Source organism: Micromonospora sp. DT46 (assembly GCF_049841735.1).
Taxonomy (GTDB): Bacteria; Actinomycetota; Actinomycetes; order Mycobacteriales; family Micromonosporaceae; genus Micromonospora; species Micromonospora reichwaldensis.
On sequence record NZ_JBNCKW010000006.1, the window covers coordinates 496,738 to 510,625 of the forward strand.

Genomic DNA, 13,888 nt, shown 5'->3' on the forward strand with positions numbered 1-13,888 from the left:
CCCGACCGGACCGCCATGCTCAGCCGTACGGCTGGTTATCCACAGGCCCTTTCGGTGCCTGAGCGGCGAATCGCGGAGTTATCCACAGGCGCATCCCCAGGCTGGTGATCCTCGTTCACAGAGAGTGCAGTCCGCCCGCAGCGTGTCGCCCGCCCCGAGAGACGGGTTTCGGTCAGCGGCCCAGCCGGCGGCGGACCATGCCCACGACCTCGGTGATCTCGCCGATCCGCAGGACCATGGCCAGCCCGAGGTACGTCCCGCCGATCACCGCCCCACCGACCACGAGCTGGACGACGGCCTCCAGGCGGCTCGGCGTGTCGTCGCCGGGCAGCAGCTTGACCACGATCAGGCCGACCACCGCCGCGCCGAGCGCCGCGACCGCGACCCGCGCGCTGGTGCGCATGATCTCGCCGAGGCCGATCCGACCCACTCGGGGACGTAGCAGCCAGGCGGAGGCGATCGCGGCGGCCAGGTAGGAGACGGCGTTGCCGATCATCATGCCGGCGCCGGCGAAGCTTGCCGAGAAGACCGCGAAGAGCACGATCTGCACCCCGATGCGCAGCGCCACCACCGGAATGTTGATCAGCGCCGGGGTGCGGGTGTCCGGCAGGGCGTAGAAGGCGAACGTGAAGAGCTGGCTGACCGCGAACGGCACCAGGGCGAGCGCGGCGGCCAGCAGCACCACCGAGGTGGCGGTGGCGTTGCCCTCGTCGAAGGCGCCCCAGCGGAACAGGGTGAACGAGATCGGGGAGGCGAGCACGGCGTAGCAGACCGCGATCGGGGCGAGCACCGCGGTGACCGTCCGGGTGCCCCGGGACAGGTCGGCCGCCACGTCGGCGTACCGGCCGTCGGCGGCGGCCGCGCTCATCCGGGGCATCAGCGCGGTGATGATCGAGACGGCGATGATGCCGTGCGCCGTCATCAGCAGCAGGAAGACGTTGTTGTAGATCAGCGGGCCGGCGGCGTTCTCCCTGCCCGCCCGGTTCAGCAGGTTGAACAGCACGATCAGGCCGATCTGGCTGACCGCGACGTAGCAGAACATCCACGCCCCGAGCCGGCCCAGCTCGCGCAGGCCGAGCTTGCGGAAGTCGAAGCGCAGCTTCCAGCGGAAGCCGACCTTGCGCAGCGCCGGCAGCAGGCCGGCGGCCTGGATGGCGACGCCGAGCAGGGTGCCGCCGCCGATCAGCAGGATCCGCCCGGTCGTCATCTCGTCCGGCTTGATGATGTCCGCGCCGAAGATCGCGATGTAGAGGCCGGCGGTGGCGATCACCACCAGGTTGTTCAGGATCGGCGCCCACATCGGGGCGGCGAAGTGGCCCCGGGTGTTGAGCACCGCGCTGATCAGCGCGCTCAACCCGGAGAAGAAGATCATCGGCAGCATCAGGCGGGCCAGCCCCGTGACCAGCTTCGAATATTCGCCGGCCGACTCACCGCTGCCGTAGAGCATGGTCAACCACGATGCCGACAGCACTGCCAACAACGCGGCCACGCCGAGCGCCAGCACCGCCAGGGTGAGCAGCCGCTGGGCGTACGCCTGGCCGCCGTCCGCGTCCGACTTGCGCCGCCGTACCAGCACCGGGATCAGCACGCTGGTGAGTACGCCGCCGAGCAGGAACTCGTAGACCATCCCGGGCAGGATCTGCGCGGTGGTGTACGCGTCACCGACCAGCGCGCCGCCGAGCGCCGCCGCGATCACCAGGTTGCGCAGGAAGCCCGTACCGCGGCTGACCAGGCTGCCCATGGCCATCACCGCGCTGTTGGTCGCGGCGCTGGCCTCGGCCACCTGCTCCTGTGGCGGCGCGGTCGACTCCATGGCCGGCTGGTTGAGCGGCTCGGCGGAGATGAACGTCGCGCCGTCCGACGGCCCGCCGGGCGTCGCGCCGCCGGGTGCGCCGCCCTGTGCGGCGTTCGCGCTGCGGTAGAGACCGCCGCTCATCTTGTCGCCTCCAAGGCAGGGGAACGTCGGAGCCGGGCCCGGGCCCGCACGTCACAGACGATAGTCAACGGCCACCCGTTACCCGCGCCCGGCGGACCGCATCCCCGTCGGGACCGATAGTCTGGCGCTCCCATGTCCGAAGCCTCCGCTCCCCACGCCGCCGACCGCCGCGAACTCACCGCCGCACAGCGCAACGCCGTCGCCGAACTGCTCCGGGTCTCCCCGGTCGCCGACGAGTTGGGCCGCCGGTTCGCGCGGGCCGGCCACGAGCTGCACCTGGTGGGCGGTTCGGTACGCGACGCCCTGCTCGGCCGCCTCGGCGACGACCTCGACTTCTGCACCGACGCGCACCCCGACGAGACCCTGCGCATCGTGCGCGGCTGGGCCGAGTCGATCTGGGAGACCGGCCGGGAGTTCGGCACCATCGGGTGCCAGCGCGACGGGCTGCGGCTGGAGATCACCACCTTCCGTGCCGAGTCCTACGACCAGGTCAGCCGCAACCCGATCGTCGAGTACGGCACCGACCTCGCCGAGGACCTGCGGCGGCGCGACTTCACCATCAACGCGATGGCGGTCAGCCTGCCCGAGCACCGGTTCACCGACCCGCACGGTGGGCTGGACGACCTGGCCGCCAAGGTGATCCGCACCCCGGGCACCCCGGCGGAGTCGTTCGGCGACGACCCGCTGCGGATGCTGCGCGCGGCCCGCTTCGCCGCGCAGCTGCGCTTCGCGGTGCACCCCGACGCGTACGCGGCGATGACCCGGATGGCCGGCGACCTGGACCGGATTACGGCCGAGCGGATCCGCGACGAGTTCACCAAGCTGCTCTGCGGCGCGGACCCGATCACCGGGCTGCGGCTGCTGGTCGACACCGGGCTCGCCGAGCGCTTCCTGCCGGAGCTGACCGGGCTCAAGCTGGAGATCGACGAGCACGCCCAGCACAAGGACGTCTACGAGCACACCCTGACCGTGGTGAGCAACGCCGTCTCGTACGAGACGGAGGGGCCGGACTTCGTCCTGCGGATGGCCGCGCTGATGCACGACGTCGGTAAGCCGGCGACGAAGGCGGTGGGCTCGGACGGCCGGGTCAGCTTCCACCACCACGAGGTGGTCGGCGCCCGGCTCACCAAGGCCCGGCTGAAGGCGCTGCGCTACCCGAAGGAGATCACCTCCAAGGTGACCGCGCTGGTGGCGCTGCACCTGCGCTTCTACGGCTACGGCCGGGGCGAGTGGACCGACTCGGCGGTGCGCCGATACGTCGCCGACGCCGGTGACCTGCTGCCGCGGCTGCACAAGCTGACCCGGTCGGACTGCACCACCCGCAACCGCCGCAAGGCGGCCCAGCTCGCCGCCGACTACGACGCGCTGGAGGAGCGGATCGCCCGGATCGCCGCCGAGGAGGACCTGGCGCGGGTCCGGCCCGACCTGGACGGCAACGCCATCATGGAGCTGCTGGGCGTACCGCCGGGACCCGTCGTCGGACAGGCCTGGAAACACCTCAAGGAGCTGCGCCTGGAGCGCGGCCCGCTGGACCGCGACGAGGCCGAGGCGGAGCTGCTGCGCTGGGCCCGCGACAGGGGCCTGTAGCAAGGACCGGTGCCGATGCCGGCCAGCGTTCTCCGACGGCTGGGCGTACCCCATCGCGGGGCGAGTACGGGAACGCCGCGTATCGACCGAATGGCTGACGCGTCAGCTACTGATCATTACTGATGATGGGGCGGAATTCTCCAGCCCTCCGAGTCCGGCAGAGGCTGGCCGTGCGACCGGTCCGCGTCCACAGCGGACGGTCCTTCGAATCAACGGGGAGTCATTTGTGAGACGTCGTGGCGTTGCACGCCGCTCAGCGGTGGCGGGGCTGCTTCTCGCCTCCGCGACGGCGGTCGCCGTCGCCGGTTCGGGCGGCGCGGCGATGGCCGAGCCCGCCGAGCCGACCCGGGCGCCCGTGCGTGGTGCCGAACCCGGCAAGGTCGTACCGGGCCGCTACATCGTCGTCCTCAAGGACGGCAGGGCAACACCGAGCGAGACCCGGGCCGCCGCGTCCGCGCTCGCGCAGAAGAACGGGGGCAAGGTACGCAAGGTCTTCACCAACGGCCTGCGTGGGTACTCGATGGAGGCCAGCGCGGGTCAGGTGAAGCGGCTCTCGCTGGACCCGCAGGTGGCCTACGTGGAGCCCGTCGTACGGGCCTCGGCCACCGGGACCCAGAGCAGTCCGCCGTCCTGGGGCCTGGACCGGATCGACCAGGTGTCGCCGAAGCTGGACGGTTCCTACACCTACCCCGGCACGTCGGCGGCGGGCGTCACCGCGTACGTGCTCGACACCGGTATCAACATCACGCACCAGGACTTCGGCGGCCGGGCCAGATACGGCTTCAACGCCATGTCCGACCGCGCCTCCACCAAGGACGCCAGTGACTGCGACGGGCACGGCACGCACGTGGCAGGCACGGTGGGTGGCACCAGGTACGGCGTCGCCAAGGACGTCAAGCTGGTCGCGGTGCGGGTCCTGGACTGCGAGGGCTCCGGCACGAGCGAGGAGCTCCTCAGCGGCATCAACTGGGTGACCGCGAACGCCGTCAAGCCGGCCGTGGCGAACATGAGCCTCGGTTTCGGCGGAAACGTCCAGGCGGTCAACGACGCGGTGAACGCCTCGATCGCCAGCGGCATCACCTACGCGGTCGCCTCGGGCAACTCCATGCAGGACGCCTGCCTGGTGAGCCCGGCGTCGGTGCCGGCGGCGATCACGGTCGGCGCCACGGACAAGATCGACGCGCGGGCCTGGTTCTCCAACTACGGCGCCTGCGTCGACACGTTCGCGCCGGGCGTCAGCATCACCTCCGCCACCATCGGCTCCACGACGGGCGCCGCGACGCTGAGCGGCACCTCGATGGCGTCACCGCACGTCGCCGGCGCTGCGGCGCTGCTGTTGGCGGCGAACCCGACGTGGAGTCCGTCGCAGGTGCGCGACAGCATCGTGACCGGTGGCCTCGCCGGCTCCGTCCACGACACGCAGCGCTCGCTGGACCGGTTCCTCCAGGTCGGTACCGGGCCGGTGGCCCGCAGCTCGTACGGGCTGAAGGCGCGGGTCAACGGCAGGTTCGTCGCCGCCGACGGTGGAGGCACGAAGCCGCTGATCGCCGCTGCTGCTGCCATCGGCGGGTGGGAGAAGTTCGACATCGTCGACGCAGGAAGCGGGTACGTCGGGCTGAAGGCGCGGGTCAACGGCAGGTTCGTCGCCGCGGACGGTGCGGGCACGAAGCCGCTGATCGCCGCTGCTGCTGCCATCGGCGGGTGGGAGAAGTTCCAGATCGTCCACAACACCGATGGCAGTGTCAGCCTCAAGGCGGTGGTGAACGGCAAGTTCGTCGTCGCGGACGGCGGGGGTACGCTGCCGCTGATCGCGAGCGCCGATGTCATCGGTGCCTCGGCGAAGTTCGACCTGGAGGCACCGAACCCGATCGTCAGCCTCAGGGCGGCGGTGAACGGCAGGTTCGTCGCCGCGGACGGTGCGGGCACGAAGCCGCTGATCGCCGGCGCCGCTGCCGTCGGCGGGTGGGAGAAGTACGAACTGGTCTTCCTCCCGGAGGGCAGCTTCTTCACGCTGCGCGCCCTGGTCAACGGCAAGTTGGTGACCGCGGAGAGCGAGGGCACGAAGCCGTTGATCGCCACGGGCACCACCGTCGGCCCCGCAGAGGTGTTCGACTTCGTCGACTACAACGCGGACGGCTCCATCTATCTGCGCGCGTACGTCGACGGGCAGGCGATCACCGCCGGTGCCAACCCGCTCATCGCGGACCGGACCATCGACTGGTCCAGCCCGACCCTGGGCCTCGGGACCGCACAGAAGTTCACTGTCGACGTCGTCTGACGGAGCCTGTGGCACCCGCCGCGTCGCCCCTCGGGCGGAGCGGCGGGTGCCAGCCCACTGCGGCACCCGCCGGGCGGTCACCCCCGGTAGGTGATTCTCCGCCCCACGGCCCCACCGAACGTCGGCGCCCGCCGAGCCGTTTCAGAGCACGGCTCGGCGGGCGCCGTTCTGTCCGGCCTCGGACAGTCGCGTCGGCCAGGTCAGTTGGCGTGCCGCTCGACGGCCGTCCCGGCCACCTGCGGCGCCCCGTCGCCGTTGCCGGTGGTCGCCGCCGCCGAGCCGAGCTTGCCAAGCAGGCCGGCCAGGTCGATGCCGGTCAGGTCGCTGCCGAGCTGGAGCCCCTGGGCCACGTTGCCCGCCACCGACTTGGTCAGCGACGAGGCGCCGTCGGTGGAGATGACGGTCATCTTGTCGATCGCGCCGATCGGGGCGCTGGCCGCCTCGACGACCTGCGGCAGCACCTTGACCAGCAGGTCCAGCACGGCGGCTTCGCCGTACGCCGCGAAGGCCTCGGCCTTGCGGGCCATCGCGTCGGCCTCGGCCTGCCCCTTGGCCAGGATGGCCGCGGCCTCGGCCGCACCCTCCCGCTCGACCGCCTCGGCGATGGCGGAGCGGCGGCGCTGCTCGGCCTCACCCTCCTTGGCGCCTTCGATGGCGTTGGCCTCGGCCAGCGCGGCCCGGCGGGCCCGCTCGCCCTCACCGGTGAGCCGGGCCTGCTCGGCGGCGGCCTGGGCGGCGGCGATGACGGCCTGGCGCTGAGCGTCGGCGTTGAGTACGGCCGCGTTGCGGGACGCCTCGGCCTCCTGCTCCACCTTGTACCGGGCGGCGTCGGCCGGCTTGCGCACCTCCGTGTCGAGCTGACGCTGCTTGAGCTCGGCGTTGCGCTCGGCGACCTTCTGCTGCTCGGAGAGGATCGCCTGGTCCCGCTCGGCCTGGGCCAGCGGCCCGGCGGCGGCGGACTTCGCCTTGGCCGCGTCGATCTCCGCCTGGATGGCGGCCTGCTTCAGCGACAGGTTCCGGTTGGCCTCGGCGATGGCCTCCTCGGCGAGCAGCCGCTCCTGCTCGGCCTGCTGCCGGGCCCGCGCCTCGGCGATGGCCGCGTCCTTGAGCACCCGGGCGGCCTCCGGCCGGCCCAGGTCCTGGAGGTAGGAGCCCTCGGCCAGGATGTCCTGGAGCTGGAAGGTGTCCAGCACCAGGCCCTGGTTGGTCATCGAGTGCTCGGCCTCCTCGGCGACCGCGCTGGCGAACGCCGCCCGGTCCCGGATGACCTCCTCGACGGTGAGCCGGCCGACGATCGAGCGCAGCGCGCCGGCCAGCACCTCCCGGGTGAAGTCCTCGATCTCGTCCTGCTGGTGCAGGAAGCGCTGCGCGGCGGCGCGGATGGCGTCCTCGGTGCCGCCGACCTTGACGATCGCGACGCCGTGCAGGTCGGCACGGATGCCCTGCTTGCTGACCGCGCCCTTGATGCCGACGTCGATCCGCCGGCTGGACAGGTCGAGCGACTGGAGCTTCTGCACCACGGGCAGGACGAAGACGGACGCGCCGAGCACGACCTTCTGCCCGGAGTTGTCGGTCGACCGGCCGCCGTCGGCGGTCTGCGTGGTGCGGCCCTTGCGGCCGGTGACGATGAACGCCTCGTTCGGCCCGGCCACCTTGATGCGGGAGAGCACGAAGAGCACGAGCACGAGGACGAGGAGGACCGCGCCGCCGATGGCGATGAGAAGGGGCATGTGACCGTCCTGTTTTCTATGAGGGGGTTCAGTAGGTCTCGACGTGCACGCTGGTCTCGCTGAGCGCCTCGACCACGAAGATCTGGGCGCCGACCGGGATCGGCCGGTCGGCGCGGGCGTTGAGCTTGACCGGCTGGCCGGCCACCCGGACCCGGACCTCGCCGTAGCCGTCGGCGGGCACGGGGGTGACCACCAGGCCGAGCGCGCCGACCAGGTGGTGGCGGGTGGGGGTGGGGTCGGTGCGCATGTCGCGGGCCGCCCGGCTCAGCCGGGCCGCGGCCCAGGCGGTGGGCACGGCCGCGACGACGCCGCCGGCCAGGGCCACGGCGATCATGCCGGGCGTACGCCCACCGACCAGCTCGTTGACGATCGCGGCGCCGAAGCCGAGCGCTCCGGTGAACCCGGCGACCGCCTCCACCGACACCGGACCGTCGAAGTCCGGGTTGCCGAAGTGGAGCAGCTCGCCGCCGAGCAGGGCGAGCGCCAGTACCGCGACGCCCGCGCCGCCGATGATGAGGAAGATCAGCGTCCCCGTGGCCACGGCCTGCACGGTATCGGTGCCCCGCAACGTCGGCCGGTGCGTCGGCCCGGACGGCGTTGCGATCCGGGCCGTTCAGCGGGGCGCGATCGCGAGGGTCAGGTTGACGTCCAGCGACGCGGGGAGGGCCTGCCGCGCCAGTTCCCGACCGTCGAGGTCGACCAGCACCATCTCGGCCGTCCAGCCGACGCGGTGCAGCAGCCGGTCGTCGGCGACCCACACGGCGTCCTCGGCGGGAGCCGGGCCGATCACCCGCCCGGTCGCCACCTCCGCCAGCTTCGGGCCGTCCTGACCCTTGACGATCACGAGCCGCCCGTCCGGCGACCACGACCAGGGGCCGGCCGGGTCGCCCGGGACGGGCACGAACCGGGTCGGCCGGCCGTCCGTGGCGGAGAAGAACTGCACGCCCCGGCGCGCGTGCGGCCGGGACTCCGAGCGCGGGGCACCCGGATCGGTCTGCTGGAGCGCGACCTCCCGGCCGTCCCGGCTCCAGGTGAAGAAGCAGTGGTCGGTGCAGAAGTACCGGTCGGTGTCCACCGGGAAGGTGCGGTAGGCGCCGGTGGCCGCGTCGAGCACGCCGAGGGAGAAGCTGGCGCTCTCCTTGTCCAGCACGGTCAGCGCCAACCGCCGCCCGTCCGGCGACCAGTGCGGGGTCATGATGTGGCTGCCGGTGCGGATCCAGCGGACCGTACCGTGGCCCAGGTCGAGCAGGCCGATCCGACCGGCGCGTTCGTAGTCGACGACGACGGCGGTTCCGCCGCGGGGCGCGGCCCACGTCTCCTCGTACCGGCGATCGGCGGTGGCGTACCGGCCGCGCTCGCGGTCCAGGGCGTACCCCTGCACGGCGGGAGTGCCGGTGGAGGTGGCGCCGGTCAGCACCCAGCCGCCGGGCAGCGTCACGACCGCCCGCGTCCAGTCGCCGGTCGGCGCGGGGACGACGGACATCGTGCGCGGGGCGGCCGACACCGTCGCCACCGGGGTGACGACCGGTGCCCAGGTGGCGGTGTCCGGGGGTGCGCCGGGTCGCAGCCAGACGTACGGCCCGACGAGGGCGACCAGTGCCGCGACGGCGCCCCCGGCGGCGGTCGTGCGGCGACGGCGACGCAGCCGTCGGCCCCGTCGCAGGGCCCGGTCGGCGAGGTCGGGCGCCGCCCGGGCCTCGGCCGCGATCTCCCGTACGGCGGAACGCAGGACGTCCTCCCCGGAGCCGTTCATCGGACCTCCTCCGTGACACTGTCGTCGAGGACGGGTACCAGTTGCCGCAGTCTGGCCAGTGCCTTCGAGGTCTGGCTGGCGACCGTGCCGGCACGGCAGCCGAGCAGCGCGGCGGTCTGCTCGACGCTGAGGTCCTCCAGGTAGCGCAGGGTCAGCACGGCGCGCTGCCGGGGCGGCAGCGACAGCAGCGCGTCGCGCAGCAGCATCCGCAGGTCGGCGTCCTGACCGCTGTCCCGGCTGCCCACCCGCTCGGGCAGCACCGCGACCGGCACCTCCGGCCGCCGGGACCGGCGCCGCCATCCGGAGACCTGGTCGTGGTAGAGGATCCGCCGCACGTACGGCTCGGCGTCGCCGCGGATCCGGGGCCACCGGGCGTACGCCTTGGCCAGCGCGTTCTGCAGCAGGTCCTCGGCGCCGTGCTGGTCGCCGGCCAGGGCGTACGCGATGCGCAGCAGGACGTTTCCCCGTTCGTTGACGAACGCGGTGAACTCCCCGTCGGTCCCTTCGGTCACCGCCCACCTCCGGTAGCTCTGACGCTCCCCGGCGTCCGAACTTTGCCGTCGCCCGCAATCCAGATGTTGACAAGATCCGGATCGGGCGCCGATCTCGACATCGACGAGAAGGAGCCACGCTTGTCCTCGGCAACCCCTGACCACCGTCGGCAGCTGACCGGCCCGGCCGCCTCTCGTCGGCGACCCGGATGCCCGGCGGCCCGTCCGGCGGCTCGGGCGGGAGGCACTGTCGGGGCACCGGGGACAATGGGGGGATGCGCTGGACCGTGCTCGACTCCCCGATCGGCGAGTTCTCCGTCGCCACCGACGGCACCCACGTGTGTCGGGCCCACTTCGGCCGGGTCGACGCAGCGACCGAGGAGCCGGGCGACGAGGCGGCCCGACAGGCGCTGGCGGAGCTGCGGGCGTACTTTGCGGGCGAGCTGACCGGGTTCGCGGTGCCGCTGGCCGCGCCGGGCGGGTCCGACTTCGAACGGGGCGTCTGGCGGGAGATGACCCGCATCCCGTACGGGGAGACGCTCACCTACGGCGAGGTGGCCCGCCGGCTCGGCGACCCGGGTGCCGCACGCGCGGTCGGGGTGGCCTGCAACCGCAACCCGATCCCGGTGCTCGTGCCGTGCCACCGGATCGTCGGTGCCGGCGGCAAGCTGGTCGGTTTCGGCGGCGGCCTGGACCGGAAGGTGAAGCTGCTGGAGTTGGAGGCCGGGGTCGCCCTGCGCCGCGCCTGGTCCTGACGCGGTCCCGCCCGCACCCGCCCGTTCAGCTCGGGGCGGGCAGGCAGCCGCCGTCGGCGATGCGGGTGCCGATCTCCACCGTGACGTCACCCGCCCGGACGCTGCCGAAGACGCACGCCCGGCCGGTCCAGCCCGCGAAGACCAGCCCGTCGACGGGGCCGAGGTCGAGCCGGCCCGGTGGCCGCACGGTGACCCCGGTCAGCCCCGTCGCCACGATCGCCCGCCGGACGGCCTCCTGCCCGGGCTCGTCCCGGCCGCCGGCGGTCAGCAGGTTGAGGCTCTTCCTGACGTCCGCAGCGCAGGCCCGTGCGCCGCTGGCCGCCTCCTCGCCGAGCGTCCCGCGCTGCCGGAAGGCGTCATTGGCCGCCTGCTGGCGGCGGAACTCCTCCGCGCGACGCTGCTCGTCGGTCAGTGGCTGTCGGGTGCCGGGTGGACGCGACGTGGCGGCCGGGACACCGCCACCGGACGGGGCGACCTGCCCGGGGCGCGCGACCGGCGTGCCCGCCCTGACGCAGCCGGCCTCGGGCGGCGCTGCGGAGGTGACTGGGCGGGCCGAGCCGACGCCGCCGTCCGGTGCCGTGCTGGCTGTTCGGGCCGGGCCACCGGCTGTCGTGGTGCCGTCGGCCGGTGCCACGCCGCCGGCCGGGGCGCTGGTCGGGTCGGATCCCGGCGCCGCACAGCCGACGAGGACCGGAAGGAGCACCGCGACGGCGAAAGCCCCGACGACCCGTCGCGCGCCGCCATGAGGGAGGGACGTCACGTCGGTCAGCGTAACGGCGCGTCGCCGTCCCTTCGACCCCGTGTGCGGCCGGTGGCCGTTGCGCGTACGGCTGCGGAAGGGCTGGACGCGGCGAGGGCCGGGTCCGTGCGGACCCGGCCCTCGATGGTGCTGGTGTCGGCGCGTCAGCGCTCGGCGTCACCGGCGATGAACGCCTCGACGGCGGCGTGCGCGTCGTGGTCGGCGTACTGCACCGGCGGGGACTTCATGAAGTACGACGAGGCCGACAGGATCGGGCCGCCGATCTTCCGGTCCAGCGCGATCTTCGCGGCGCGGACGGCGTCGATGATGACACCGGCCGAGTTCGGCGAGTCCCACACCTCGAGCTTGAGCTCGGCGTTCAGCGGGGTGTCGCCGAAGGAGCGGCCCTCCAGGCGGATGTACGCCCACTTGCGGTCGTCCAGCCACGGCACGTGGTCCGACGGGCCGATGTGCACGTCGCTCTTGGCCATCTCGTGCGGGATCTGCGAGGTGACCGACTGGGTCTTCGAGATCTTCTTCGAGACCAGGCGGTTGCGCTCCAGCATGTTCATGAAGTCCATGTTGCCGCCGAAGTTGAGCTGGTACGTGCGCAGCAGCTCGACGCCCCGGTCCTCGAACAGCTTCGCCAGCGCGCGGTGCACGATGGTGGCGCCGACCTGGCTCTTGATGTCGTCGCCGACGATCGGCAGGCCCGCGTCCTCGAACTTCTTGGCCCACTCCGGGTCGGAGGCGATGAAGACCGGGAGCGCGTTGACGAACGCGCAACCGGCGTCGATCGCGGCCTGGGCGTAGAACTTGTCGGCCTGCTCGGAACCGACCGGCAGGTACGAGACCACGACGTCGACCTGCGCGTCGCGCAGCGCCTGGGCGACGTCGACCGGCTTGGCGTCGGACTCCTCGACGATCTCGCGGTAGTACTGGCCCAGACCGTCGAAGGTCGGACCGCGCTGCACGGTGACGCCGGTCGGCGGCACGTCGCAGAGCTTGATGGTGTTGTTCTCGCTGGCGACGATCGCCTCGGCGAGGTCCATGCCCACCTTCTTGGCGTCCACGTCGAACGCCGCGACGAACTGCACGTCCGAAACGTGGTAGTCGCCGAAGGTGACGTGCATGAGACCCGGGACGCGGTCGTTCGGGTCGGCGTTCCGGTAGTACTCCACGCCCTGTACGAGGGACGAGGCGCAGTTACCCACACCGACGATGGCGACGCGGACGGAGCCCATAGCGTCTGCCTCCTTCTTCTTCATCACGGCCGCTCTTTCCTGGACTCTCCAGGCGGAGGCGGGCTGTTGTCTTCTCGTCGGCCGCCGGCCGTCCCGGTTGACGGGACCGTCGGGGCACGGCCGGAGCGCTCGTTGGCGATGAGCTCCTCCAGCCAGCGGACCTCGCGCTCACAGGCGTCCAGGCCGTGGCGCTGCAGTTCCAGCGTGTAGGCGTCGAGCCGCTCGGCCGCCCTGCCGAGCACGTCGCGAAGCCCTTCACGGCGTTCCTCGATCTTCCGCCGGCGACCCTCGAGGATGCGGAGCCGGGTCGCCTGGTCGGTCCGGGCGAAGAACGCGAAGTGCACACCGAAACCCGTGTCGTCGTACGTCTCCGGCCCGGTCTGCGCGATCAGTTGGGCGAAGCGTTCCTTGCCCTCCGCCGTGATCTCGTAGACCACCCGACCTCGTCGGCTGGTCAGCGCGGGAACCTCCTCGACCGTGGCGGGTGCCTCCGCGGCCTCGGTGATCCATCCCGCCGCCTGCAACCTGCGCAGCGTGGGATAGAGCGAGCCGTAGCTGATCGCCGCCCTGATCGCACCGAGCTTGGCGGTCAGCTCCTTGCGCAGCTCGTAGCCGTGCATCGGAGACTCCTGCAGGAGGCCGAGGATGGCGAGCTCGAGCACGGGCCATCCTCTCTGTACCCTCTACGCGGAGCGGTAACCGCCGCGATGTATCGGACCGATACATCGCACGCTAGCGGATCGCCGTGATCAGGGCAAACCTCCGCTCCGAGGTTCTCCGGTCACGCATCGTCACCGTGGTCGCCCCGTCCGACGAGACCGCGTACCCTTCTCCGCATGCGTACGCAGCGCCAGGTAGTCGACTACTCGCTCCGGAAGCGAGCGGTGCTGCGTGAGCTCCTCGCGGGCCGGGTCGGCACGTACGACGTCTGCGACGCCTCGCCCTACCTGAAGAACGCCGCCCGCTTCCACGGGGAGCCGACCGACGAGCGGTGTCCGATCTGCCGGAGCGAGAACCTGACCCACGTCCACTACATTTACGGCGACGAACTCAAGCAGTCAGCCGGCCAGGCCCGGACACTGGCCGAGTTGCCGGTGCTGGCGATGACGGTGCGTGAGTTCCAGGTCTTCGTGGTGGAGGTGTGCCTCGGCTGTGACTGGAACCATCTCGTCGAGCAGTACCTGCTCGGCCGGGACGGCCTGACCGGGAGTCCGGAGGGTGGGCAGGAGCAGGACGCGGTGGGCGGCGCGGCCGCCTCGGGTAACGGTGCGGGCAGTCGACGGAGGCGAGAGGCGCAACGGTGATCTTCGCTCGATCGGCCGACCCCGGCCAGCGCACGCACGCCTGGGGAGACCGACGGATCGTTGGTCTGATT

Annotated in this window: 12 protein-coding genes; 4 read left to right on the plus strand and 8 right to left on the minus strand. The window is 72.1% G+C overall.

Features of this window, described 5'->3' with window-relative positions; all coding sequences use genetic code 11:
- Nucleotides 1-172 precede the first annotated feature (172 nt).
- Nucleotides 173-1,936 carry a murein biosynthesis integral membrane protein MurJ gene (murJ, locus tag ACLQ20_RS19510; RefSeq protein WP_327030038.1) on the minus strand — a complete coding sequence of 588 codons (1,764 nt, stop codon included), beginning with the start codon at nucleotides 1,934-1,936 and terminating at the stop codon, nucleotides 173-175.
- 132 nt (nucleotides 1,937-2,068) lie between these two features.
- On the opposite strand from murJ, the gene ACLQ20_RS19515 reads away from it, so the two are divergent.
- Together ACLQ20_RS19515 and ACLQ20_RS19520 are read left to right on the plus strand one after the other, a co-directional pair.
- Nucleotides 2,069-3,523, plus strand: coding sequence for a CCA tRNA nucleotidyltransferase (locus ACLQ20_RS19515; RefSeq protein ID WP_425857104.1), 1,455 nt, complete (start codon nucleotides 2,069-2,071; stop codon nucleotides 3,521-3,523).
- Nucleotides 3,524-3,782: 259 nt separating this feature from the next.
- The gene (locus ACLQ20_RS19520) at nucleotides 3,783-5,801 is read left to right on the plus strand and encodes a S8 family serine peptidase (protein WP_425857106.1); all 2,019 of its coding nucleotides are present in this window, start codon (nucleotides 3,783-3,785) and stop codon (nucleotides 5,799-5,801) included.
- A 200-nt stretch (nucleotides 5,802-6,001) separates the two neighbouring features.
- On the opposite strand, the gene ACLQ20_RS19525 is transcribed toward ACLQ20_RS19520, so the two are convergent.
- The 4 genes from ACLQ20_RS19525 to ACLQ20_RS19540 all read right to left on the minus strand — a co-directional run bounded on the left by ACLQ20_RS19525 (nucleotide 6,002) and on the right by ACLQ20_RS19540 (nucleotide 9,796).
- On the minus strand, nucleotides 6,002-7,531 hold the full coding sequence (locus ACLQ20_RS19525; protein ID WP_425857109.1) for a flotillin family protein: 1,530 nt from the start codon (nucleotides 7,529-7,531) through the stop codon (nucleotides 6,002-6,004).
- Between the two features lie 28 nt (nucleotides 7,532-7,559).
- Entirely contained in the window at nucleotides 7,560-8,081 is a 522-nt protein-coding gene (locus tag ACLQ20_RS19530) for a hypothetical protein (protein WP_225852283.1), read from the minus strand.
- 63 nt (nucleotides 8,082-8,144) lie between these two features.
- On the minus strand, nucleotides 8,145-9,284 hold the full coding sequence (locus ACLQ20_RS19535; RefSeq protein ID WP_425857112.1) for a TolB family protein: 1,140 nt from the start codon (nucleotides 9,282-9,284) through the stop codon (nucleotides 8,145-8,147).
- Nucleotides 9,281-9,796 carry a SigE family RNA polymerase sigma factor gene (locus tag ACLQ20_RS19540; RefSeq protein ID WP_151455441.1) on the minus strand — a complete coding sequence of 172 codons (516 nt, stop codon included), beginning with the start codon at nucleotides 9,794-9,796 and terminating at the stop codon, nucleotides 9,281-9,283. The genes ACLQ20_RS19535 and ACLQ20_RS19540 overlap by 4 nt, the downstream gene beginning before the upstream one ends.
- Nucleotides 9,797-10,050: 254 nt before the next feature.
- On the opposite strand from ACLQ20_RS19540, the gene ACLQ20_RS19545 reads away from it, so the two are divergent.
- On the plus strand, nucleotides 10,051-10,530 hold the full coding sequence (locus ACLQ20_RS19545) for a methylated-DNA--[protein]-cysteine S-methyltransferase (RefSeq protein WP_151455442.1): 480 nt from the start codon (nucleotides 10,051-10,053) through the stop codon (nucleotides 10,528-10,530).
- Between the two features lie 25 nt (nucleotides 10,531-10,555).
- On the opposite strand, the gene ACLQ20_RS19550 is transcribed toward ACLQ20_RS19545, so the two are convergent.
- From ACLQ20_RS19550 to ACLQ20_RS19560, 3 genes are all read right to left on the minus strand, one after another.
- Nucleotides 10,556-11,290, minus strand: a complete 735-nt coding sequence (locus ACLQ20_RS19550; RefSeq protein ID WP_425857115.1) for a hypothetical protein — start codon at nucleotides 11,288-11,290, stop codon at nucleotides 10,556-10,558.
- A gap of 143 nt (nucleotides 11,291-11,433) precedes the next feature.
- Nucleotides 11,434-12,513: an inositol-3-phosphate synthase gene (locus tag ACLQ20_RS19555; protein ID WP_425857117.1), complete on the minus strand. Its 1,080-nt coding sequence runs from the start codon at nucleotides 12,511-12,513 to the stop codon at nucleotides 11,434-11,436.
- Between the two features lie 23 nt (nucleotides 12,514-12,536).
- Complete coding sequence (locus ACLQ20_RS19560; protein WP_121397428.1) at nucleotides 12,537-13,175, minus strand: PadR family transcriptional regulator; 639 nt, start codon at nucleotides 13,173-13,175, stop codon at nucleotides 12,537-12,539.
- 174 nt (nucleotides 13,176-13,349) lie between these two features.
- On the opposite strand from ACLQ20_RS19560, the gene ACLQ20_RS19565 reads away from it, so the two are divergent.
- Nucleotides 13,350-13,817 (plus strand): DUF5318 domain-containing protein, encoded by a 468-nt coding sequence (locus ACLQ20_RS19565; protein WP_132235496.1) that lies wholly within the window; start codon nucleotides 13,350-13,352, stop codon nucleotides 13,815-13,817.
- Nucleotides 13,818-13,888: the final 71 nt, after the last annotated feature.